General features: G+C 47.7%; 19 protein-coding genes. 5 read left to right on the forward strand and 14 right to left on the reverse strand.

What is annotated here, in order from left to right:
- Nucleotides 1-158: 158 nt before the first annotated feature.
- Entirely contained in the window at nt 159-872 is a 714-nt protein-coding gene (locus VFS25_RS11060) for a hypothetical protein (protein WP_326462201.1), read from the forward strand.
- A gap of 101 nt (nt 873-973) precedes the next feature.
- On the opposite strand, the gene lipB is transcribed toward VFS25_RS11060, so the two are convergent.
- Nucleotides 974-1,693 carry a lipoyl(octanoyl) transferase LipB gene (gene lipB, locus VFS25_RS11065; RefSeq protein WP_326462202.1) on the reverse strand — a complete coding sequence of 240 codons (720 nt, stop codon included), beginning with the start codon at nt 1,691-1,693 and terminating at the stop codon, nt 974-976.
- Between the two features lie 243 nt (nt 1,694-1,936).
- Here lipB and VFS25_RS11070 point away from each other — a divergent pair, with 243 nt between their 5' ends.
- Together VFS25_RS11070 and VFS25_RS11075 are read left to right on the forward strand one after the other, a co-directional pair.
- Complete coding sequence (locus VFS25_RS11070) at nt 1,937-3,007, forward strand: RluA family pseudouridine synthase (protein ID WP_326462203.1); 1,071 nt, start codon at nt 1,937-1,939, stop codon at nt 3,005-3,007.
- Nucleotides 3,008-3,489: 482 nt separating this feature from the next.
- Entirely contained in the window at nt 3,490-5,058 is a 1,569-nt protein-coding gene (locus tag VFS25_RS11075) for a gliding motility-associated C-terminal domain-containing protein (protein ID WP_326462204.1), read from the forward strand.
- Between the two features lie 162 nt (nt 5,059-5,220).
- On the opposite strand, the gene VFS25_RS11080 is transcribed toward VFS25_RS11075, so the two are convergent.
- The 9 genes from VFS25_RS11080 to VFS25_RS11120 all read right to left on the reverse strand — a co-directional run bounded on the left by VFS25_RS11080 (nt 5,221) and on the right by VFS25_RS11120 (nt 11,510).
- Entirely contained in the window at nt 5,221-6,156 is a 936-nt protein-coding gene (locus VFS25_RS11080; RefSeq protein ID WP_326462205.1) for a hypothetical protein, read from the reverse strand.
- A 261-nt stretch (nt 6,157-6,417) separates the two neighbouring features.
- On the reverse strand, nt 6,418-6,666 hold the full coding sequence (locus VFS25_RS11085; RefSeq protein ID WP_326462206.1) for a hypothetical protein: 249 nt from the start codon (nt 6,664-6,666) through the stop codon (nt 6,418-6,420).
- Nucleotides 6,667-6,670: 4 nt separating this feature from the next.
- On the reverse strand, nt 6,671-7,222 hold the full coding sequence (locus VFS25_RS11090; RefSeq protein WP_326462207.1) for an RNA polymerase sigma factor: 552 nt from the start codon (nt 7,220-7,222) through the stop codon (nt 6,671-6,673).
- A gap of 215 nt (nt 7,223-7,437) precedes the next feature.
- A complete protein-coding gene (locus tag VFS25_RS11095; RefSeq protein WP_326462208.1) occupies nt 7,438-8,301 on the reverse strand; it encodes an anti-sigma factor in 864 nt (287 codons plus the stop codon).
- A gap of 5 nt (nt 8,302-8,306) precedes the next feature.
- Nucleotides 8,307-8,744, reverse strand: a complete 438-nt coding sequence (locus VFS25_RS11100) for an RNA polymerase sigma factor (RefSeq protein WP_414647719.1) — start codon at nt 8,742-8,744, stop codon at nt 8,307-8,309.
- A gap of 190 nt (nt 8,745-8,934) precedes the next feature.
- Nucleotides 8,935-9,513, reverse strand: a complete 579-nt coding sequence (def, locus tag VFS25_RS11105; RefSeq protein ID WP_326462209.1) for a peptide deformylase — start codon at nt 9,511-9,513, stop codon at nt 8,935-8,937.
- 87 nt (nt 9,514-9,600) lie between these two features.
- Nucleotides 9,601-10,011 (reverse strand): Holliday junction resolvase RuvX, encoded by a 411-nt coding sequence (ruvX, locus tag VFS25_RS11110; RefSeq protein ID WP_326462210.1) that lies wholly within the window; start codon nt 10,009-10,011, stop codon nt 9,601-9,603.
- Nucleotides 10,012-10,044: 33 nt separating this feature from the next.
- The gene (locus VFS25_RS11115) at nt 10,045-10,911 is read right to left on the reverse strand and encodes a UbiA-like polyprenyltransferase (RefSeq protein WP_326462211.1); all 867 of its coding nucleotides are present in this window, start codon (nt 10,909-10,911) and stop codon (nt 10,045-10,047) included.
- A 65-nt stretch (nt 10,912-10,976) separates the two neighbouring features.
- Nucleotides 10,977-11,510 (reverse strand): RNA methyltransferase, encoded by a 534-nt coding sequence (locus VFS25_RS11120; RefSeq protein WP_326462212.1) that lies wholly within the window; start codon nt 11,508-11,510, stop codon nt 10,977-10,979.
- Nucleotides 11,511-11,856: 346 nt separating this feature from the next.
- Between VFS25_RS11120 and mutS the strand changes: the two genes are divergently transcribed.
- Together mutS and VFS25_RS11130 are read left to right on the forward strand one after the other, a co-directional pair.
- Complete coding sequence (gene mutS / locus VFS25_RS11125; RefSeq protein ID WP_326462213.1) at nt 11,857-14,460, forward strand: DNA mismatch repair protein MutS; 2,604 nt, start codon at nt 11,857-11,859, stop codon at nt 14,458-14,460.
- A gap of 155 nt (nt 14,461-14,615) precedes the next feature.
- Entirely contained in the window at nt 14,616-14,987 is a 372-nt protein-coding gene (locus VFS25_RS11130; protein WP_326462214.1) for a hypothetical protein, read from the forward strand.
- A 59-nt stretch (nt 14,988-15,046) separates the two neighbouring features.
- On the opposite strand, the gene VFS25_RS11135 is transcribed toward VFS25_RS11130, so the two are convergent.
- The 4 genes from VFS25_RS11135 to VFS25_RS11150 all read right to left on the reverse strand — a co-directional run bounded on the left by VFS25_RS11135 (nt 15,047) and on the right by VFS25_RS11150 (nt 23,321).
- Nucleotides 15,047-16,450: a sialate O-acetylesterase gene (locus VFS25_RS11135; RefSeq protein ID WP_326462215.1), complete on the reverse strand. Its 1,404-nt coding sequence runs from the start codon at nt 16,448-16,450 to the stop codon at nt 15,047-15,049.
- Between the two features lie 127 nt (nt 16,451-16,577).
- Nucleotides 16,578-18,161, reverse strand: coding sequence for a SusD/RagB family nutrient-binding outer membrane lipoprotein (locus tag VFS25_RS11140; RefSeq protein ID WP_326462216.1), 1,584 nt, complete (start codon nt 18,159-18,161; stop codon nt 16,578-16,580).
- A gap of 24 nt (nt 18,162-18,185) precedes the next feature.
- A complete protein-coding gene (locus tag VFS25_RS11145) occupies nt 18,186-21,506 on the reverse strand; it encodes a SusC/RagA family TonB-linked outer membrane protein (RefSeq protein ID WP_326462217.1) in 3,321 nt (1,106 codons plus the stop codon).
- A 783-nt stretch (nt 21,507-22,289) separates the two neighbouring features.
- Nucleotides 22,290-23,321: a LacI family DNA-binding transcriptional regulator gene (locus VFS25_RS11150; protein WP_326462218.1), complete on the reverse strand. Its 1,032-nt coding sequence runs from the start codon at nt 23,319-23,321 to the stop codon at nt 22,290-22,292.
- Between the last annotated feature and the right edge of the window lie 384 nt (nt 23,322-23,705).

Raw genomic sequence — 23,705 nt, forward strand, 5'->3', positions numbered from 1 at the left:
GTTGCGCTAATTGTATTTTTGCCAACTTAACAGTAATTCCTCTTTACAGGTTCCGGCAGCTGCCTGGTGGCCAGGCATAGTGCAAATGGATATTTACTTATTGCCTGTAAATGCAGGGCTGGAAACAATAAAATGGAACTGAACCTGTTTTTTGTTGTATGAAGCAGATCGCGCGTTTATTATTTATAGCCTTACTTTTCAACATATTTACGCTGGGGGTACATGCACAGGCACCATCGTATACTCCGCCGGTGCTGCCGGATTTTTCAGCCCTTATTAAGTCCGGCAAAATACAGCTGGAATGGCTTTCGGGCTTTACCAATGTAAAACAGATAGGCATACAGCGCTCACTGGACAGTGTGCTGAACTTTAACACCATTGCCTATGCCGCTTCTCCCGCGCAAACCCGCAATGCTTTCCTGGATAACAAGCCCTTACCGGGCAGCAACTATTACCGCCTGTTCATATTATTGAACAACGGCCGGTATATGTACAGCCACACGGTACTGGCCGTGCCGGACAGCACTATCAGCGCCACGCAAAAGCTGCAGATGGAAGATGTAAAGGAGCTGGAGAAGCCCGGGGAAAAAGCGCCGGAAAAAGTGGTGTGGCATCCTTCCAATACCATATACACTACGGTAGACGGTAATGTGAACATTAATTTGCCGGATGCAGAAAAAAAGAAATATGCTGTTAAATTCTTCGACTCCGACGGAACATTCCTGTTCCAGATAGACCAGGTGAAGGAGCCCTTCCTGATACTGGAAAAGGCCATATTCCTGCACTCGGGCTGGTTTAACTTTGAGCTGTATGAAGATGGCAAGCTGAAAGAGAAATGGAGCTTTTTTATACCGCTGAATTACAGATCGTAAGGGCAGCTTTTAGCATGCTTGTATAAAACAGCGGCGCAGCCCAGTGTGCGGCGGCATTATATGTAAGGCGTTATGCCGGTAGTATGGTTTGTGCCCCAATGCTAAGCCGGCATTTTTACCAGCACTGCTGCCCCGAATACTTCTCCGAAATGTTGCTGTAAACGGGCTTTTACTTCTGCTGCCGGTACCGGGCGGCCCAGCTCTTCGTGCATGGAGGCAACCTTCTTATCTGCAATGCCGCAGGGGATTATATGATTAAAGTAGCTGAGGTCTGTATTTACATTCAGCGCAAAGCCATGCATGGTTACCCAGCGGCTGCAGCGCACGCCCATGGCGCATATTTTACGGGCAGCGGCAGGGTTCTCCGGCTGCAGCCATACGCCGGTTTCGCCTTTGGAGCGGCCGGCGGCAATGCCGTAGTCGGCCAGGGTAAGGATGATCACTTCTTCCAGGGAGCGCAGGTAGCGGCCCAGGTCTGTAAAAAAATATTCAAGATCCAGTATGGGATAACCTACAATTTGCCCGGGGCCATGAAAGGTAATATCCCCACCCCGGTTGGTGGGCACAAAGCCAATGGCTTTTTCCTTCATTTGCTGCTCATTGATCAGCAGGTTTTCCATGTGACCGCTTTTGCCCAGGGTATACACTGGCGGATGCTCACAAAAAAGCAGGTGATGGGTGGTGGCCGGCGGCGTTGCTGCGCCGGAACGGCTGGCTTCCAGCTTAATACGTACGTTCTGTTGTAAAAGGTTTTCCTGGTAATCCCAGGCTTGCTGGTAATCGATCAGGCCTAAATCATCTACATGGATCTGCTGTTTCATACTGCAAAAGTACGATGATTAGGGTATGAATGCTGCACCGGGTTAAAGCGGCAGTAAAACAGCTGTTTTCTTCATCTTCCCTTTTGCCGGTTCTGGCGCAGCCTTGCCTGCACAGGTCAAAATGCCAATAGCACCAAAGGTGGCTGCTTTTGTAACACCAATGGATGATGATTGCATGAATGGCGGCCATCAGGGAAAAATGCCAAATAGATTTACTTTTGCAAAAATCATTAGCAATAAGTCATGTCGGAAAAAGTATTACCGGAGCTGGAAGATGAGCTGGAAAACGGGGAAGGCAGTGAGGAACTGTACGAACGGATCAACATGCAGGTAGATAAAGGCCAGGAGCCCCTGCGCATTGATAAATTCCTGATGAACCGGGTGGAAAACGCTACCCGCAACAAAATACAGCAGGCCTGCGAAAGCAGCATGGTGCTGGTGAATGAAAAACCGGTAAAGTCGAACTACAAGGTAAAACCCGGCGACCGCATTATTGTGTACTCCAGCAAAAGCCCGGAAAGCACAGAAGTGGTGCCGGAAAATCTGCCGTTGAATATTGTGTATGAAGATGATGACCTGATGGTGATTAACAAACCTGCAGGCATGGTGGTGCACCCTGGCTGCGGCAATTATACGGGTACCCTGGTGAATGGCCTGGCCTGGTACCTGGGCGATGAGCATACCCGGGCTGTAACCCCCGAGATACCGCGTTTTGGCCTGGTGCACCGTATTGATAAAAATACCAGCGGCCTGCTGGTGGTAGCCAAGTCAGACAAGGCCATGAACGACCTGGCCAAACAGTTCTTTGACCATACAGTGCAGCGCCGGTACCTGGCCCTGGTGTGGGGCGATTTTGAAGAGGATGAAGGCACGGTGGTGGCCCATGTAGGACGGCACCAGCGCTTCCGCAAGATCATGGATGCTTACCCCGACGGCGAATATGGCAAGGAAGCCATTACCCATTACAAGGTGCTGGAGCGCTTTAATTATGTTACTCTGATAGCCTGCCGGCTGGAAACCGGCCGTACGCACCAGATACGGGTGCATATGCAACACATTGGGCACTCCCTGTTTAACGATGACACCTATGGCGGCAACCGCATTGTAAAAGGAACAATATTTGCGAAGTATAAACAGTTTGTTGAGAACTGCTTTGAAATTATGCCGCGGCAGGCGCTGCATGCGCAAACTTTGGGTTTTATACATCCCCGCACGCGGCAGCCGATGTTATTTGAAAGCCCCTTACCGGAAGATTTTAAAAGTGTGCTGGAAAAATGGCGGCGGTATGTAGCAGCCCGGCCTTTAGAGGAATAGCCATGTGGAAAATTTGCTATATCTGCCTTCAATAAAATCTTTCTTCCATCGTTTTAACTATTAATGAGCTTGCTTAAGTATTAAATAAGCATTGTGAGAAAGGCATAAAAAAAGTACAGCCCCGGATGAGGCTGTACGGCTCTAATGTTACATCTCTCACTTTGAAACTCTTTTGCTCGTTCTGTAAAGCAAATATAGCACATACGAATGCGCCTTTTTGCTAATCCGATGTTAATGATAATGAATAAGTTACCACATTATCATTCATTTTTCTATGAAAAAAATGTATTATATATTTATAATTCTATTAACTTAGTGCCAATACCCATGTCCTATACATGAGAAGCCTCCTAAACTGCCGTATCCTATTTACGCTGATACTCCTGGTAGCATTTGGTATCAGTATGGTTATATCACAATATTCGTATGCCGCCCCAACAAGGAGCGCATGGCAAACACCATTCACCTACTCCAGCACTTGTGTGAACACTGCTATCAAATTCACCATTACGGATAATATGGGAATAGATTCTGTGCTGTGGGATTTTGGCGATCCGCCTTCAGGCGCGTTGAATACCGATGATAATATGACCGGCAGCCACCAGTATGCCACCATCGGTACGTATACTGTTACCCTTACCGCCTACCGGGCCGGTGTGGCAGATACCACTACGCTGGACATTACTATTGTGCAGCCCGTACCTTACAATTTTCCTGAACCTATTGATACCACACTGTGCGAGGGGCAAACCCTTTTGCTAAGCGCCCCTGTTATTGCCGGCGCCACCTATGAATGGCAGCGGAAAGACTCTGTTGGCAGCACCATTGTAGCAGATACTACCAGCACCTACAAGGTAAAGATCAACGGATGCCAGGTGCCGGACTCTGTAAACGTGTACTATACTCCCATACCGGAAATTGACCTCGGGGATGACCATCTGTTATGTATAAACGAAGCGCTGCGGCTGGATGCTACCTCACAGGACGGCAACTATCAGTGGTATAAAGATTTTTCACCTATACCGGGCGAAACTGCCTCTACCTATATAGTAACCACCAGCGGTGCTTACATGGTGGAAGTGAACGCTGGCGGTTGCGGTATTTACCGCGACACCGTAAACATTAGCTTCGGCGGGCATGAATACCCGTTTACAATGGGGCCCGATACGCTGTTATGCCCCGGCGAGTCTATTGTGCTGGCGCCACAGGTGGCCGGCGCCTCAGGGTATAGCTGGTTTAACGGTTCTAAAACTCCCACCGTACGGGTAAGCAGCCCCGTAGATGCCTGGGTGTTTGTAGAAGTGAATAATGAGTGCGAAGTGCTGGACACTGTACGTGTAGACTACAACCGCCTGCGCGGCGTGGACCTGGGCGGCGACACCACTATTTGTAAAGGCGAGTTCCTGGTGCTTACCGCCGATTTCGGACAGGGGCTATACCTGTGGCAGGACGGCTCGGACCAGGCCACCTATTATGTGCGGGAGCCGGGCTATTATTATGTAAGGGCGCAAATAGGCCGCTGCATTTCTTCAGACACGATCCACGTAACTTATGACGATACTTTGCACGTTAACCTGGGACCTGACAGTGTTATATGCAAGGGAGAGCAGATACGGCTATACCCCAACGGCGCAGGGCTGAATTATAAATGGCAGGATAGCACCAATGTTCCTGTTTACCTGGTAACAACACCCGGCTATTATGCTGTAGTGGCCAACAATACCTGCGGCCGGGCTACAGACTCTGTGCTGGTGCTGGCTAAAGATTGCGAATGCCAGGTGTTTTTGCCTTCGGCGTTTACCCCTAACGGCGATGGCAGGAACGATTATTTCCGGCCTTTATACCACTGCCAGCTGGCTGATTTTAAGCTGAGCGTATATGACCGCTGGGGCACGCGCATTTTCTTCAGCACCGACCCGCAGGTTAGCTGGACCGGCCGGCAAAACGGCGTTCAGCTGAATGTGGGCACCTATGTATGGGTGATGGAATATACCGCCGCCAGCACACAGCAATCTTTCCGGAAAACGGGAACAGTAACAATCGTGTATTAGTGGACGCGAAAAATGTGCAGATATGCAAATGTGCAGATGTGCAGATGAAAAAAGAAGATGGATGATGTGTGGATGGTGAAGATATAAGAATGTGCAAATGATACCATTGCTGGCTTCATTTGCACATTTTGCTTTTAGTGTCTTTGCTTTTTGCTTTATGCTTCAGTCTATATGAAACTTTGCAATAAAGCTGGCTGTTTCGCGCTTTTTGAAAGGCACATCCCAGGTGCCGTCATAGGTAACCAGGGCGGGAACCAAGAGGTCGTTTTTCTTTGTCATTTCCACGTTCATACGCACATTAAAATCAAACAGCAGGGTTTTATAAGAGAGGGAATATTTGCGGCCTACTATCTCGAAATTTTCTTTGTTGAAATAGGTGACCAGCTCATTAATCACCACATCGGCGCGGTCAATACGGCCCAGGTCTTTTTTGGGACGGGCGGTAAATACATAGCAGGGAATGCCCAGGTAATCTTCGCCACTGATAAAGAAATCGTAAAACCGCATTACCTCAGCATTAAAAATGGCCACCTTTGACCCTACTATGGGCACGCCGCGTACAGGTTTACCCGGGTTAAAGATCAGCTGCTTTAGCTGCGATTTATGGCGTTGCAGGCTGCCCCCGCCCTGCTCCGGCCCATCTCCGTTGGCATCCACGCAGGCGGTGCCTTTTGTAAAGAACACGCCGGCATACAATTCTGCGGTATAATACCGGTAGTCGCCCCTGGAGGTATAAAAATCGCCGGTTGTTTGCTCGTTCAGCACCTGCATAGTGCGGCAAAGCCCGTTCATGGTTTGCCTGGTTTGGCTTTTCAGCGAAGCCTTCACCTGCTTTTCGTCGTCATATATACGAATATCATTGTCGGCTGTAAAGCCAAGCATGCGAAGGTTTTTAAAAGCACGGTAAAAGGTGGTATCGTCCTCTACCCTTTTTATAAAGCTATTCACGTCAAAGCCTATACGTTTGGCATTCACAACCACTTCATCCAGGTTCACTGTCATTCCTTTATACTGGGCGGTATCCTGGGCATAAGCATTGCTAAAGTGTAACAGCCCGGCCATGAGGCAGCCGGTAATCACCACGAAAAATTGCTGCATTTGTGCAAATTAGGAAAAAAGGAGGGATTAGATGTGCGGATGTGCAAATGTGCGAATGTGCAGATGGAAAACGGAGGGAAGTGGCGGGATGGGAACGGGGCGGATGTGCAAATGTGCAATGTACGGATTTGCGGATGGTAGGGAATGGTAATTTGTAACGGATTTGTTAACGAAGCGTTAAAAGAAAAAAACGGACGTAGCTATCATATATGTATCTGACCTGAAACATGCGGTTGGCTCACCTCCATGGTAAGGCGGATATTATTCTTTTTCGCATTTACTGGTTTCGTCTGCTACCATGCGCAGCAGGTGCTCCTTAATGGCAGGCGGCGGTGCAATGGCCTGCAGGCGCACATACTGCTCCATATCACGGCGACATGATTCTACTTCCTTTTTCAGTTCAGGATAGTCTGCCATGGCGGCCTCCAGCTCTTTTGCCTCCTCCGCGGAAGCCATCCCCGTTACATACAACTCAATGATGCCGGAAGATATAAAACGCTCTACGCTCACTGCTTTACAAGGTTTTTAAAAGATTTCTTAATCGGATCATTGCCAGGCGCATTCTGGTTTTAACCGTACCTAAAGGGATCTTCAATATTGATGCTATTTCGTCCTGTGTACAACCTTTATAATACGCAAGGTCAATGATGATGCGCTGTTCTGTATTCAGTTTTTCAAGAACTTTTGAAAGTCCTAAATGATCAGTAGACTGGTAAACGGTTAGGTGACCTGTATATAAATGTACGTCATCACCCACATTTTGGATTTTTTGGTCAAACTTGTGCGATTTGGAACGCAGCATGTCAATGGCCGTGTTGCGCGTAATGTTCAGCATCCAGGTAAACAGGCGGCCTTTTCCCTGGTTATAGTTGTCAATATTCCGCCATATTTTCAGGAACACCTCCTGCAGCGTATCGCCGGCTGCGTTTTCATTGTTCAGTATTTTCAGCGCCACCCCGTACAAAGCCGGTGAATAATGATCATATAAATAGTTGAATATGCGCTGGTTCCTGGCTTTCAGTCCCTGTATCAATTCTGCTTCCGTATATGTATAATCCGATTCCACTATATGCTGCTGGTATTTAAACGGTTACATGAGGCAAAACGCTGCCATTAGCCGGGCAAGGTCTGCTTTAACTCTTTTTAAACACTAAAGAAGGCAAAGATTATGAATGGGGTGAAATGAGGTTGAAAGATAGGAAATTAATCAACAATTAAAAATGATTACATCATAATTCACCGGCAAGCTTATACGTAATATCAATAATAAAACCAGGGTGCTCAGCTGCTTATTCTGCCGCTTAAAAATACCTGGTTCCATGAGGGAGTGTCGTTGCCGCCTTTTTTCTCCAGGGTAACCATAAACATTTGGGCGGCGGCAATTGCCTTCACTTTTTGCGGGCTGCTGCTTAGCTGTCCTGTTTCAAACACACCGGCATCTACCGCTTTGCCGTTTACCAACGCCCACAGCTGGTATTGCTGACCTGCGGCCGGCTCCGGCAAGCCCTGCGCCAGCACAAATGCCTCATGAGAGGCCGGATTCCAGCATACGGTAATGAACTGCCCGGCGTGCTTACCGCTACCGTTTAACCGTGTCCAGGTAAAGGCCGGGTTTTTCAGGAGCGTCAGCTCTCCCTGCGCCTGCTGCAGCTTTGCCTGTATCAATTGGTTATCGGCAGTAGCCTGCTGATGAACTGTTACCAGCTCATCATACTTTTGTTTATATATTTTATAACGGCTGGCGTAGCGGAAGTTCAGGAACAGGCTGATACCCAGCAGCACAATAGCCAGGGCCAGCGCAAACTGCAGCATGCGTTCGGGGGAAATAGCCGGCCAGCTAAACCCTGGGCCAGCAGGTGCTTCATCTGGTTCGGGCTCCCGCAGCTCTTCGGGCAGCAAGGCCTCTCCTTCCAGTGAGTCTTCATTTTCTATTACTTCCAGCAGGCGTTTGCGGATGCCTTTCGGCGGGGGTATTGAGTGCAGCTGCACATAGCGCTCCATATCCTGGCGGCAGGCTTCTACTGCAGCCTTTATTTCCGGGAACTCCGCCATGGCGTTTTCCACTTCCCTGGCCTCAGTAGCCGAAACCAAGCCCACTACGTAGCTTTCAATAATACCGGACGATATGTAGCGTTGGACATCCACCTTGTTCACACCTGTTTTAAGATATTCCTTAATTGAATAATTGCGTTGCGCATCCTGGTCTTAACGGTGCCCAGTGGTATGTCCAGCAGCTTGGCTATTTCATCCTGCGTACAGCCGCGGTAATAGGCCAGGTCAATAATCACGCGCTGCTCTTTGTTCAGCTGGTCCAGTACTTTGGACAGGCCCAGGTGGTCTATGGACTGCTGTACGGTGAGCTTTTCCAGGAACACGGTGCCGTCGCCCAGCTCCCGTATTTTCTGATCCAGCTTATGCGCCCGCGAGCGCAGCATGTCAATAGCTGTATTACGGGCTATATTCAGCATCCATGTGAACAGCCGGCCCTTGTCTGCATCATAACGTTCTGCGCTGCGCCATATTTTGAGAAAGATCTCCTGCAAGGCGTCTATGGCCATATTCTCATCGTTCACTATCTTAAGGGCCACGCCATATAATGCCGGGGAATAATGGTCATATAAGTAACTGAATACCTTTTCATCCCGGGCTTTCAGCCCCTGGACCAGTTCAGCTTCTGTATATGTAAGAGAAGGTCGCAAAATCAGACACTGGGATCGTTAAAAATCAACAGTGCCCAATATAGTAGGATTTTTTTACATTACAAAATTTTCATCTATCTTATTTATGGAAAATCATTTTGTAATCTGTCCCGATCTTTCCCTTGGAAATATCTTCCAGCTTCCCTTTGAGCATTCTGCGCTTTAGTGGTTTCAGGTAATCAATAAACAGCTTGCCCTCAATATGGTCGTATTCATGGAAGATAACCCGGGCAGTTATGCCATGAAAGGTGCGCTCGTGGGGTTGAAAGTTTTCATCTACATACCGCAGGCGGATGGTTTCGGGGCGGTATACATCTTCCCGGATGCGGGGTATGCTCAGGCAGCCTTCATTATAGGGCCACTCCTCTCCTTCCGCGGTTACCACATGGGCGTTAATGAATACCTGCTTAACACCTTTATCACCGGGATAGTCGGCCTTTTCATCCTCATCCAGGTTATTGATAATCTGTTCACTATCTATTACAAATAAACGGATCGGCTTATTTACCTGCGGTGCGGCCAGGCCTACCCCGCTGGAACCGTACATGGTTTCCCACATGTTGGCTATCAGCTGCTGCAGGTGCGGGTAGTCGGGGGCAATATCGTCGCAAACTTTTCTCAGCACCGGGTGACCGTATGCTACAATGGGTAATATCATTGCTAATTCAGTTTTTTAAAGAGGGCGAAGTTACAAAAATAGCCGTTAGCTATTGATAGTTAGCTTTCACAGCTGCCACGCACCCGCTTATTTATACTGCAAATATTCCTGCAGCAGCACGGTGGCGCTCACCTCATCTACCAGGGCCTTGTTTTGCCGGTCCTTTTTTTTCAGGCCGCTGTCTATCATAGAGCGGAAGGCGATTTTGGAGGTAAAGCGCTCATCTATCTTCTTCACCGGCATATCCGGGAAATTCTTTTTCAGGATGCGGATGCATTCTGTTACCAGGGCAGTGGCATCTGTAGGGTTGCCATCGAGCCCCTTTGGTTCGCCAATAATGATCTCCGACACTGTTTCCTGCGCAAAGTATTTTTTCAGGTAAGGCACCAGCTCATGTGTAAGCACGGTGGTAAGGCCGCTGGCTATCAGCTGCAAAGGGTCTGTAACGGCCAGGCCTGTGCGTTTTTTCCCGTAATCAATAGCTAGTATGCGCCCCATAGTTATTTTAAAAAAAGATGATGGTTGAAATATTTACCCGATCACCAGCATATCGCTGATGGCAAATACGGCATATACCACGCTGGCAACACCATTGGTGGTCATAAAGGCCAGGTTTACCCGGCTCAGGTCGTGCGGTTTTACCAGCAAATGCTGCGATACCAGCATTACAATAAATACTCCGGCGCCAATCCAGTACAGCCAGTGAAAGTGCCCCTGCACGCCAATGCCCACCACCAGGATGCCGGCTATGAGATGCAGCACTTCCGAAAAGCGCAGCGCAGCGGGCTTGCCCAGCCAGGCCGGTATGGAGTTGAGGGACAGGGAACGGTCAAACTCCTCATCCTGCAGGGCGTAGATAATATCAAAACCAGATACCCAGCATAGCACCAGTACCGATACCAGCACCGGCAGCAGGGCAAAATAACCGGTAACAGAAAGGAAAGCGCCAATGGGCGCCAGCGAAAGGCCCAGGCCCAGCACCAGGTGGCACAGCGCTGTAAAACGTTTGGTATAGCTGTAGCCCAGCACTACCAGCAGCGCTACGGGCGACAGGAAAAAGCAAAGGCGGTTAATGAACCAGCAGCACAGCATGAACAGCACGGCATTGGCAATTACAAAGAACAATGCATTGCCCGGTGCTATTATACCGGCAGGAATTTCCCTTTTAGCAGTACGCGGGTTACGCTTGTCAATATCCGCATCCAGCCAGCGGTTAAAAGCCATGGCAGCGCTGCGGGCAAATACCATGCACAGCACCACCAGCACAAACTGCTGCCAGTGAAACGGTTGCTGCGCCTTTGCGGTGGCCATGAAAAAGCCCGTCATGGCAAAAGGCATGGCAAAAATAGTATGGCTGAACTTTACGAGCGAAAGGTACTTATTAACGGTGCTGATCATATTATCTGAACTTTTACCGGCAATTATGAACGGTTAGCTGATGAAAGCCAACCACTAAGCGCCGGTTACTGTTTTTTTAGTTTTACAAATATATCCCAAACCACAATACCGGTGCTAACAGAGATATTGAGAGAATGTTTCATGCCGCTTTGCGGGATCTCAATACAACCATTCACCTGCTGCATAACAGCGGCATCCACACCAGACACCTCATTGCCGAAAACCAGCGCCAGCGGCTGACCGGCAGGCGGGGTAAAAGCATCCAGCATAATGCTTTGGGCGGCCTGCTCCACTGCCGTTACATAATAGCCCGCGGCCTGCAGCTGCTGTACTGCCTCCAGGGTAGTGGGCAGGTACTGCCAGTCAACTGTTTCGGTAGCGCCAAGGGCGGTTTTATGAATATCGCGGTGCGGCGGGGTGGGTGTGTACCCGCAAAGCACTATGCCCTGCAGGAGAAATGCATCGGCGGTGCGGAAAACCGATCCTACATTATGCATGCTGCGTACATTATCCAGCACCAGCACCAGCGGCGTTTTATCGGCCTCTTTGAACTGGCTTATGGTTTTACGGCCCAGCTCCTCCATGGTTAGTTTACGCATAGGCTGCAAAGATATATGCAAATGTGCAGATATGCAGATGTGCAGATGAGGGGAAAGGGAGAATGTGCAAATGTGCAGATATGCGAATGTGCAGATGTGCAGATGGGAGGAAAGTGTGCGGGGTAAACTCAGCCGCGATTGAGCATGAAATCATTCATATATTAAAATTATATATGTACGTAAATAAAAAATACCCTGTTGGATTGCACCAATAAGATAGCTTACGGATAAACAGTGAAGATGTGATAAAACGCATCCGTGCAGCAACATCTCTGCATCTGCACATCTGCACATTTGCATATCTGCACATCTTCCCGCATCTGCACATTTACTATATTTGCCCCCTATGGCTAAAAGCAAATCAGAAGAAACCCCATTGATGCAGCAGCACAATGCCATTAAGGCAAAATATCCGGATGCCGTGCTGCTTTTCCGGGTGGGTGATTTTTATGAAACGTTTAATGAGGATGCCGTGATTGCCGCACGGGTATTGGGCATTGTATTAACCAAACGGGCCAACGGCGCGGCCTCTTATGTTGACCTGGCGGGCTTTCCGCACCATGCGCTGGACACCTACCTGCATAAGCTGGTAAAAGCCGGCTACCGGGTAGCCGTGTGCGACCAGCTGGAAGATCCCAAATCTGTAAAAGGCATTGTAAAGCGCGGCGTTACTGAAATGGTAACACCCGGTGTAGCCATTAACGATAAGCTGCTGGAAAATGCCAGCAATAATTTTCTGGCCGCCGTACACTTTGGCAATAAAAATACCGGGGTGGCTTTCCTGGATATTTCTACCGGCGAATTTTTTGTGGCACAGGGTAACGTGGAATATATTGACAAGCTGCTGCAAAGCTTCCGCCCGGCAGAAGTAGTGTTTGCAAAGCCCCAGCTGAAACATTTCCGCCAGTCATTTGGCAGCCGCTTTTACACCTATATGCTGGAAGAGTGGATATTTACCACCCAGTACAGCCAGGAAATACTGCTGAAGCACTTTGGCACCCACTCCCTGAAAGGCTTTGGCGTGGAAGACCTGGCCGACGCGCACATTGCAGCGGGCGCCACGCTGCATTATTTAAAAGACACGGAACATCCCAACCTGCAGCACATCAGCAGCATGCAGCGCATAGACCAGGACGATTTCCTGTGGATGGACCGCTTTACCGTGCGTAACCTGGAGCTGATGAGCAGCAGCATGGAAAACGGCCATACCCTGCTGCATGTGCTGGACAATACCGTAAGCCCCATGGGCGGCCGCCTGCTGAAACGCTGGCTCGTATTTCCGCTGCGCGATAAACAGCAGATCAATGAAAGGCTGGATGTGGTGGAATATTTCATTAAAGAAACAGACCTTGCCAAAAACCTGCAGCATCACCTGAAACAGGCAGGCGACCTGGAAAGGCTGGTATCTAAAATACCGCTGAAGAAAATAAACCCGCGGGAAGTGATGCAGCTGGCCAAAGCCCTGCAGCAGGTGCAGACCATACAGGAGCTGTTGACCAATAACGCTAATGACTACCTGCAACGCCTGTGCGCACAAATGAACCCCTGCCCTGCCATACTGGACCGCATACTGCAGCAGGTAACAGAAAACCCGCCGGTGCAGGTAAACAAAGGCGGCACCATACGGGAAGGTGTACACGCAGAGCTGGACAAGCTGCGCAACATAGCCACTTCAGGCAAGGAATACCTGCTGCAGATACAGCAAAAGGAGTCGGAAGCCACGGGCATACCGTCGCTGAAAGTAGCGTTTAACAACGTTTTCGGTTACTATCTTGAAGTAACCAATGCGCATAAAAATAAAGTGCCTGCCAGCTGGATACGCAAGCAAACGCTGGCCAACGCAGAACGTTATATTACCCCGGAGCTGAAGGAGTATGAAGAGCAGATAACCGGCGCGGAGGAAAAAATACTGGCCCTGGAAGTACAGCTGTTTGACGATTTGCTGCTGGCGCTGCAGGAATATATTGTGCCCGTGCAGCAGAACGCGCAGGCCATGGCCCGTATGGACTGCCTGCTGTGCTTTGCATCCAATGCGCTGCAGTACAAATACCGGCGCCCGGTGCTTACAGAAGGTTTTGAGCTGGATATTAAAGATGGGCGCCACCCTGTAATTGAGCGCGGCCTGCCGGCGGGTGAAAGCTATGTAGCGAATGATATTTATTTAGACCAGGAGCAGCAGCAGGTTATCATACTTACGGGGCCTAACATGAGCGGTAAATCGGCCCTGCTGCGGCAAACAGCGCTGATAACACTCATGGCGCACATGGGCAGCTTTGTGCCGGCGAGCAGCGCCACCATTGGGTTAACCGACAAGATATTTACGCGTGTAGGCGCTTCCGATAACCTGAGCGGCGGCGAATCGACCTTTATGGTAGAGATGAATGAAACTGCCAGCATTATTAATAATATTACGCACCGCAGCCTGGTAATACTGGACGAAATAGGACGCGGCACCAGCACCTACGATGGCATTTCCATTGCCTGGAGCATTGTGGAGTACCTGCATGATATGACGCCGCACAAACCCAAAACCTTGTTTGCCACGCATTATCATGAGCTGAATGAGCTGGAAAATAAATTAAGCCGGGTTAAGAACTTTCACATTACCAATATGGAAAGCGGCAACAAAGTGATCTTTTTACGTAAGCTGGCGCCGGGGGGCAGCCGCCACAGCTTTGGCATACACGTGGCGCGCATGGCCGGCATGCCGCCTGCATTGGTGAACCGCGCCAATGAAGTGTTGTCGCAGCTGGAAGAAAAACATATTGAAGCGCCGCTGCAGCAAAACATTAAACAAATTGCCAGCTCCACCAAAGTGCAGCTAAGTATTTTTGATGCGCACAGCGATACCTTCAAGCAAATACGGGATATGCTGGAGCATGTGGATATTAACCGGCTAACACCGGTAGAAGCCCTGCTGAAGCTGAATGAGATAAAGGGTTTGCTGTAAGTGCAGCCCGGCTATTATGATCATTTATAGGTACTATTTGATTAGTTATCGTATGGGTTTTAACGTTACCAGGGGTTAGCATGTTTTGTATTATAAAAATGCTTAAATTCAGTACGATAATTTTTTAACCCATCACTCAATAACCATTAGTATCTATGAAAAAGTTTGTTCCTATTGCACTTTTGCTGTGCGTATTGTTGTCTTTATCAAGTTTTGCACCGGTTCATAAGCCGGCTTTTGCTATCAAAAGTGGTAAGTTTGTAACCTGGCCAATTACCGGTACGGTACAGGGTTCTCCCGGAACCATGACCTATACGGTTGATGGCAGCGGTACAACTCCTTCCAGCATTACATTTTATTTACAGTCAACCGGCACTTATATCGTATCGAGACCCTTTACACTAACAAGCAGTAATGAATGGATTGCTGATGATCTGAAAACAACTACCGGTATTACAGCAGTAATTTACCACAATACGAACAGTACGCCAGGCGGCTATGCCCTTACGTTCATTAGTCCGTATTAATGTTAAAAGGCCTCCTGTGTGTATCATACAGGAGGCCTTTCTTTTTTGCCGTTGCCGGCTTACCAGTCATCTGTTCTGAACGACGATACCGGCAGCCCTTCATTGCTGAACAATGTTCCCACCATCCAGTCTTTATACCCATAGCGCACCGCTACGGGCTGTTTTACCTCCTCACTTTTCACGGCTATACCATAACCGGTGATCCAAGCAGTGGCGGGATGGTATACTTTATCTGCACCGGCTACCTCAAAATCTGATAACGGTTTGTTATAAACAAAGGATGTTAGTCCGTTAGGCGCATTGTTAAAAAACAGCTGAACGGTATCAGTAGCCACTTTCATGCTTTTATATACCGGCGTAGCCCAGGGTATGTTTTTATACCCGTAGGTATTGGCCAGCGCGCAATACAGCAGGCGTTTGGCAACAATGGTCTTATCTGTAGGGTGAATATTGTGCTCATCGCCTACATCCATGGTTACTGCCATGCCGGAGTGGGGTATTTCATCCAGGGCTTTCAGCTGCGCTTCGCGCAGCAGGAACGTTTCTCCCTTATCGCCTCTATAAACGAAGGGCGCTATCTGTACATAATAAAAACCCCATTCACCGCAATCCCAGGCAGCTCTCCATGATTTTACCATGGCGGGCATCAGCTTTTGATACTGGGCGGCACGACCGCGATTGCTTTCGCCCTGGTACCACAGCGCGCCATTGATAGTGTAACCTACTACCGGCGCTACCATACCGTTATAGAGGTTGGTAGCATCGTTAGGTTTCAGTTTCAGGGTATCTGCTGCATCGGGAATCTTAATTTCGTTTGTAAAAGGCTGCAGGCTTTCTTTATCCATCCAGGCTTCTATTACGGTACCGCCCCAGGTGGCTTCGATAATGCCTACCGGCATTTTCAGCTTCTGCTGCAGCATTTGGGCAAACTGGTAACCAACGGCGCTGAAATCCGCTGCGGAAGCAGCATCTGAAACCTGCCAGCTGGCATCGCAGTCGGACAATGGCACTCTTGAGATTTTCTTACGCACATTAAACAACCGCAGCTGCGAATTATCTGCATTCATTAGTATATCTGCGGCATGTAATACCGGCTGGTTTTTAAAACCTTTTACCGGCATTTCCATATTGGACTGGCCGGAGCAGAACCAAACCTCCCCGATGAGGATGTTATGCAGTGTTACCGGTTTACCGTCTGAAATAGTGATGTTGTAAGGACCGCCGGCCTCCGGCGTTTGCACTTTTACTTTCCAGGCGCCATCGGCACCGGCTTTAACCGTGTACTGTTTTTTGTTCCAGGAGGTGGTAACGGTTACCCTTGCATTGGCGGTAGCATGGCCCCATAAGGCTGCCTGCGTTTGACGCTGCAGCACCATATTGCTGCCAATAACTGCGGGCAATGTAACATTGGCTGAGGCGCTGAGTGAAAGCAGGAGAAAAAAGGAGATAATGACTTTCTGCATAGTGGAATTTTATAGTTACTGCAAAAACACAAAATATAGAATTGTGCAGATAAAAAAAAGCATCCCGGTCTTAAGCCCGGGATGCAACATCTCTGTTTCTTGTGTAGGTATAGGATTAGTAAGTAGCCTATTTCATCCAGAAGATCTTGCTGTAAGGCAGATCCTTGTCAGCCACCTTGGCGTAGTTTTCCGCATTCAGTGAACGCTCGTTACCAGGATAAGTTAACCTGTACGCCGGTGAAGGTACAGTTGAAATGCCCGGATCTGCAGGGAAGGTCAGCTTGGGATAGCCGCTTCTTCTCATTTCGGCCCAGGACTGTGTATTTTGCATGATACCAAAAGCCACCCATTTCTGTAACCCGATCTTGTTCAGGTTATCTTCAGTAACCGTACCATAAGCCACTTTGGGACTGGCGAGCAGCAGTGTGATCTCTGCTTCGGTAGCTGCAGTTTGCTTGGTGCCGTAATCGCTCAGGTTGTGTATTTTATAGTAGTTGGAAATAGACTCGCGGATGCCTTTTTCATAAGCAGATTTTGCGCTTCCACCGCCAGCGCCGCCAGGCCATCTTTCAAGCGCCTCTGCTTTCAGGAACCAGGTTTCTGCGGAGGTGAAGATGATACCGGGGAACTTTGTATTTTTTACAAAGGTGGTACTGTCTATAAGCGAGATCGCTTTGGCACCGATTTCCGCCTGTTGCTGCGCAGCGGTCATTGAGGTAATCATGCCGTGATACTGGCCGGCAGCGTTTTTAGTATACAATATGCGCAAACGCGGGTCACCGGTGGGTTTCAGCAGTGAATCCACCATGTAGCCAGGCGCATATTGGTGGCCATCGTTAAAGGAAGCGGTCAGGTCTATTATAAGGTTGGTACCGCCTGTTACGATTTCGGCATTATCTGTATAAGCGTCAATCATCGGGTACAGCGTAGGATTACCCATCAGCTCCTGTACCAGCGCTTTTGAATTGGCTTCATCTACATAAGACTTACGCATTGCCAAACGCAGTAAAAGCGAGTTACAGTAGCGGCGCCATTTCAGCAGGTCGCCTTTGAACAGGATGTCCTGCTTGGCCAGCTTGTTCAGGTAAAACTGTTCTGGTTGCGCATTTGCCAGCCAGTTGCTGATAGCTTTCAGATTAGTGATAGCAGAGTCATATACGGCCTTGCCCTCATCAAACGCGGCCAGCTTTAAGCTACCGGTTGCATTCAAACCACCTGCTTCAGAGAACGGAATATCCCCCCAAAGATCCACCATTTGTGTGGCCTGGTCATACAGGAAGATTTTGGCAGTTTGCGTGAACAGCAGGTAACCCTGCTTATCAGCATCTGTAGAAAGTGCGTCGTAGGCTTTTTCTATTTCCCTGTAGCTGGACATTGGAGCAGCCCAGTTGTTGTCGCTACCCGGTGCGCTGTAAAAGTCGTCCCAACGGTCTTGTGCATAAGACTCGGGCTGCTCGTACATTTTATTGGCATTCACAAATCCCAGGGTTTGGGTATAAATACCCATCTGTATACCGGTGAATGTCCACAGGCCCCAATAGTCCGGTATAACCCTCCGGTTCTTGAACATGCCGGTGTAAAAGGCATCTATACTGCCTTCGGTAGTTTTTTCAGGGTCCAGGTATTTGCTGTCTATCGTAGACTTTTTACACGCCCCGATAAAGCCCAGCACTGGCGCCAGCATTAATATTATAAGAAAGTTCTTCTTCATGTTTTCAGTTTTTGCAAAAATCAATTAAAAGCTCAGTCTAACAGTTCCGCCTATTGTGCGTGCAGCTACTGAAGAGCCGGCGTCCAGACCCTGGCTTATAAAGTTGCTACCAATACCTACTTCAGGATCCATGTTAGGTAATGTTTTGTAGAAATAGAGCAGGTTACGGCCAAACAGCCCTACGGTCAACGTCTGCATTTTTGCTTTGTTTGCAAGCGCTACAGGGAATGAATAGTTCAGCGATACTTCACGCAGCTTAATAAAGTTGTTGTCAAATACTGCATTCTGGTAAGAGTTCTTGGTTCTTGCACCATAGTTACCCCAACCATAGGTATATTCATAGTATTGTGCAGCCTGCAGGATCTTTTCATTTTTCTTCCCGGTTTCATCCACACCATCCAGCACTACACCATCATGATATACAGTGGTTCCCGGAGGAGCAGCGCCACCGTTTAACAGTGTTCTGTTACCAGCAGCATCTTCATAATATGCTAAACCGCCATGCTCTTCGTCACGGTACTGCAGGGTGCTTTTATACAAACCGTCGCCGAGTGCATAAAAGTTGGTTACAGAAAGGATCTGTCCACCCCAACGGTAATCTACCAGGAAGTCCAGCGTCCAGTTTTTGTAACGCAGTGTATTACCGATACCGCCATTCAGCTTAGCCTGTATGTTACCTACTTTTTTGGGAGCGGAGTTATCAGATACGTAGTAGCCGTTTGCATCTATGATGCTCTGGCCCTGGTCGTTTTTCTTAAAGGTGTTTACCATGATGTCGCCTGCTGCTTCACCCACTTTTGCAACGATGTATGCAGAACCGTTATCCACGTTCATTAAAGTGAGCTGGCTAAGGCCGGGCTGCAGGCTTTTCAGCTTGTTCCTGTTAAAGCCCAGGTTAGCGCGTATATCCCATGTCAGGTCTTTTGTAGATATGGGGGTGCCATACAGGGCTACTTCCAGACCATAGTTGTTCAGGTCACCTACGTTTTGCCAGATATTTTTTGCACCGGTTGAAGAAGCCACGTTCAGGTTAATGATCTGACCTTTTACTATGTTGTTATAATAAGAGATGTCGAACCCTAAGCGGTTTTCAAACATTTTGCTTTCCCATCCGATTTCATACTCGTGCTTAAACTCAGGCTTCAGACCATTATTACCATAGTTGCTGCCAGGGTACATGGTTGCTACGCCATTAACAGAGCTACCGGTATATACGATATTAGCCTGGTAAATGCCCGGAGGGTTGGCAGCCACACCGTAAGACAAACGCAGCTTGCTGTAGTCCACAAAGTTAGGCATATGCAATGCCTTAGACATTTCAAAGGAAAGGCTTACACTGGGATAGAAATAGCTATTGTTGTCTGGTGAAAGCACAGAAATCCTTTCATAGCGGCCGGTACCTTCCAGGAACAGGAAGTTGCGGTAGCTTAATCCCAGGATGCCGAATATACCATCCTGCAGGTAATAGCTTCTCTTGGTATCGTTCTGGCCTGTAACAGGGTTTTTAGATGCCTGTATAGTAAACCAGTTTTCCTGCAGCAAACCACCCGCGGTACTCATTCCGCTAAAGCGGCGCTCTTCGCGGCGGGCCTGGTAACCCAGGCTGGCATTTAAACCGAATTTGGGAGAGAATTCTTTGTTATAAGTCAGCAATAAGTCGCCGTAAGCGATGTTATACTGGTTATTGTTAACTGAGTATTGACCAGATTCACCGATATACAACGGATACTCTGAATAGTTTTTGGTTTCAGCAGTATAGCCGGTGAAGTCTGTACCCATACGGCCGCGGAACTTCAGGCCGGGGGCAACATCATAGTTCAGCGTGAAGCTGGAAATAAAACGGTTAGACCTTTCATCATAGTTATTCCGCAGCTGCTTCCACAGGAAGTCCATAAAATCAGTAGCATAAAAAGGATATTTGAAGGCTTCCTCAGGGTCGCGGTTAAGGTTGTCAAGCGTTACATACTTATAACCTTTGCTGGTTTTATACTTGGAAAGGAAGAAATCCATATCATCAAAGGCGCTAAAGAACCCTGCATAGCTAGCCAATACGCGGTTCATCTGCTCCGGGCGGTTATGCACATACTCATTCACATAAGTCATCACAATGTCGGTGGTTAACTTAGGCGTTATCTTATATGAGGTATTCAGGTTAAAGTTATTCTTTTGCTGTTTACCGCCAATTTGTATGCCTTTATAGTCAATACGATTATAAGAAAAGCGATAGCTGCCTTTTTCATTTGCATTGGATATTGCTATATTGGCCTGGGAGCTGTAACCATTCTTGAACAGCTTTTTCCAGTTATTGTCGTTCCCATAATATTTACGGGTACTGCCATCCACATACACCACATCCCTTCCGTCGAACTTAGGTCCAAACTGGCCGTCAATATCGTAAGGCACCCTTACATCTTCTTTACCATCGCCATTTATGTCGCCCAGGGGAATCCAGCCATCAGCCGGGTAACCGGAACCAACCATATTTATCCTGTCGTAACCAGGGCCATATTCTGACTGCACATCCGGCAGCACAGCAGCTTGTTCTATACCATAAGAGTAGTTGAAATCTACGCCCAGGCCGGCACGTTTAGTACCCTGCTTGGTAGTGATCATTACCACACCGTTACTACCGCTGGAACCGTACAGTGCCGTTGCAGCAGAACCTTTCAGGATGTTCACTTCTTTTATGTTATCCGGGTTAATGTCCAGCAGGCTGTTACCGCGGATGCGGGTATCTCCCCAGTATTTATTGGCGTCACCGGTGTTCACAATATCGTTACGGATAGGCACACCATCCACAACAATCAGCGGCTGGCCATCGCCATTGATAGAGTTTACACCGCGAATCTTGATAATAGCGGCGCTGGTGCTACCACCGGGTGCAGTTTGAATGCTTACGCCGGCTGCTTTACCATACATTGCGGATGCAAAGTTGGTGGGAGAGGATTTTACCAGGTCATCGCCGGAGATGTTTGATACGGCATAACCCAGCTTACGGCGCTCTCTTTTGATACCCATAGCTGTTACCACTATTTCATTCAACCCTTTGCTGTCCGGTAATAACCTTACCACCAGCGAAAGGCGGCCGTTTAATGGCACTTCCTGCCTTATGTAGCCTACATAAGACAGTACAAGTGTGGCATCTGTGTTTACGTTTAATTTAAAGGCGCCATTGGCATCTGTGAGTGTGCCAGCCGAGCCGGACTTCTCCATTACACTCACCCCTACCAGCGGGCCACCTTTTTCATCCTGCACGATACCGGCTACAGTTTTCTTTTCCTGTGCATATATAAAGTTGGCACATAGCAGGAAAAGTACCGCGCATACGAGTAGCGATCTTTTCATTTTACTCTTTTTTAGATTAATTACTATAGTGTTAAAGCGTTAATGTGTGAATTGGCATAGTCATATCCATCCCACGTCAGGGGATAACGAGATTGGCAATAGTTATTCATTATTGTTTCATTGGCAGGGCAGCCCGCTATTACAATTTGAAGTACCGGTATAAGGAATAATTATTACCCGCTGCTTTTACAGCGTTGGTTTTCATGGCGTTGCATTGAATTGTTCCATAGGTCAATAAGGTTTTCATTAGGTTTCAAAAAGTAATTCCGTTTTCAGGCGCTCTTTACACCCTTTGAACGGCATTTATGGCAAAATTCTTATAGCCAAACTTATCGTAATATAATGTAATATAGTTATTTATTTCAAAACAGTAAAAAATATCATAATATTTTTATGCCCGTACACTGCAGGGGGTTTGTTAAATGTCCCACCCCAAAGGGATTAATACGCCCGAATGTTCTGAAAAGGTTTTGTAATTACTCTCCGAAAAAAAAGAAACCAATATATGCTATAAATATATCATTATATACTTATAACATTAAATTTTTAATCATTAATCACTGGTTATTACCCAATCACTTATCAACATCAAACATAGATATTTTTTTTATAATCTGCAAGCTTATCACATCATTTTCAATAAAATAGTTAAAATAAGGGAAGGGTATGCTAAATAAGTACAGGCATTTAGCAAAAAAAACAGGGCGCTTTCAGCCCTGCTTTGTGATTGCTTTAACAGTAATTAATGCTTATGAGTAGTGTAACAGCTACGTATGTACGCTTTTATATAATCGTTTCAGCTATTCGCATGGTTGACTCCCTTACCTCCAGTGTTGGCTGCAGCACCAGGTGCTGTGAGGTGGAGGATGGATGGTTAAGCTCCTGCATCAGCACATTTACGATCTGCCGGCCTATTTCTTCTATCGGCTGCGATACGCATGTGATGGATGGGCTGTGCAGCCTGAAGAGATCATGATCATCAAAGCATACCATACCCACATCGGCGCCTATACGAAGTCCCAGTGAGCGGATGCTTTCTATGCCATAAATGCCCAGGTAGTTGGTGGCAAAAAACACCGCATCTACCCTGGAGCTTTTGAGGTACCTGGTAATTTCCTGTGTATGCCCTGCACGGTCCAGCTCAAAAGGCAGGCGCTTTACCACATTCTTGTTGTAGGGCAGACCGTGTTTTTTAAAGGCGGCCATAAAACCGTCCATACGCTGCTTCATCTGCACCTGGTCCGAGGTGGTGGTAATAATGGCTATTTTCTGGTAACCTTTCTCTATGAGGTGAGTGGTGGCGTCATAAGCGCCCTGGTAGTTGTCTACCACCACGTAATGGGAATCTACATTAGGCAGGTAACGGTCCATAAGCACTACCGGTTTGCGCACCATTTTCAGCAGCTCTATCTCTTTTTCCATGTTCTTGGTGGGTACGATAATGTAACCATCTACCTGGCGGTATTTCAGTACTTCCAGGAGGCCCCGTGCTTTTTCACTGTTATCTTCGGTGCTGCCGTACAGTACCTTATAACCGTGCTTATCGGCTTCGTCCTCCACTACTTTGGCCACGTTGGCAAAAAAGTTATTGGCAATGTCTTCTACAATAAGGCCGAGCGTTTTGGTTTTACCGGTGCGCAGTCCCCGTGCTAACTGGTTGGGCTTGTATTTTAGCTTGCTGGCAATTTTGAGGATTTTTTTGCTAACCTGGTCACTGATCCGCTTTTCCTTGGCTTTTCCATTCAGTACAAAAGAAACTGTGGTAGGTGACACACCCGCCTGTTTGGCGATGTCCTTTATAGAAATCCCTTTCATCTGTTAATTTTTTATTTCTCTGGCGGTCAGATGGAACTTACCATGATAAAACATTCATTCACCTGTATATATAATGAAAATTTTACGACGGCCGTTTCATTCGCGATAATTAGTTTGTGCTTGAAATCAGGTGTGCCGGAACCTCCTATTGAGCGCAGGTATAAAACGCTCAATCGATTTAGCCCTGTGTAAAATACAAAAATACTTGTCAAAAAAACAATACTCTCTCTAACAGCTAATTTACGGGAAATGATAGTTTTTTAACCAAAAATTAATAAATTGGCATCATTCACAGGAATACGCCCGGTGGGGGGCGGCAGGCAACAACTTCCATTGCCATTAAAAGAACAACACCACCCTACGACCAAACAAATTAAACGAATG

The organism is Chitinophaga sp., assembly GCF_035761305.1.
In the GTDB taxonomy this organism is placed as follows: domain Bacteria; phylum Bacteroidota; class Bacteroidia; order Chitinophagales; family Chitinophagaceae; genus Chitinophaga.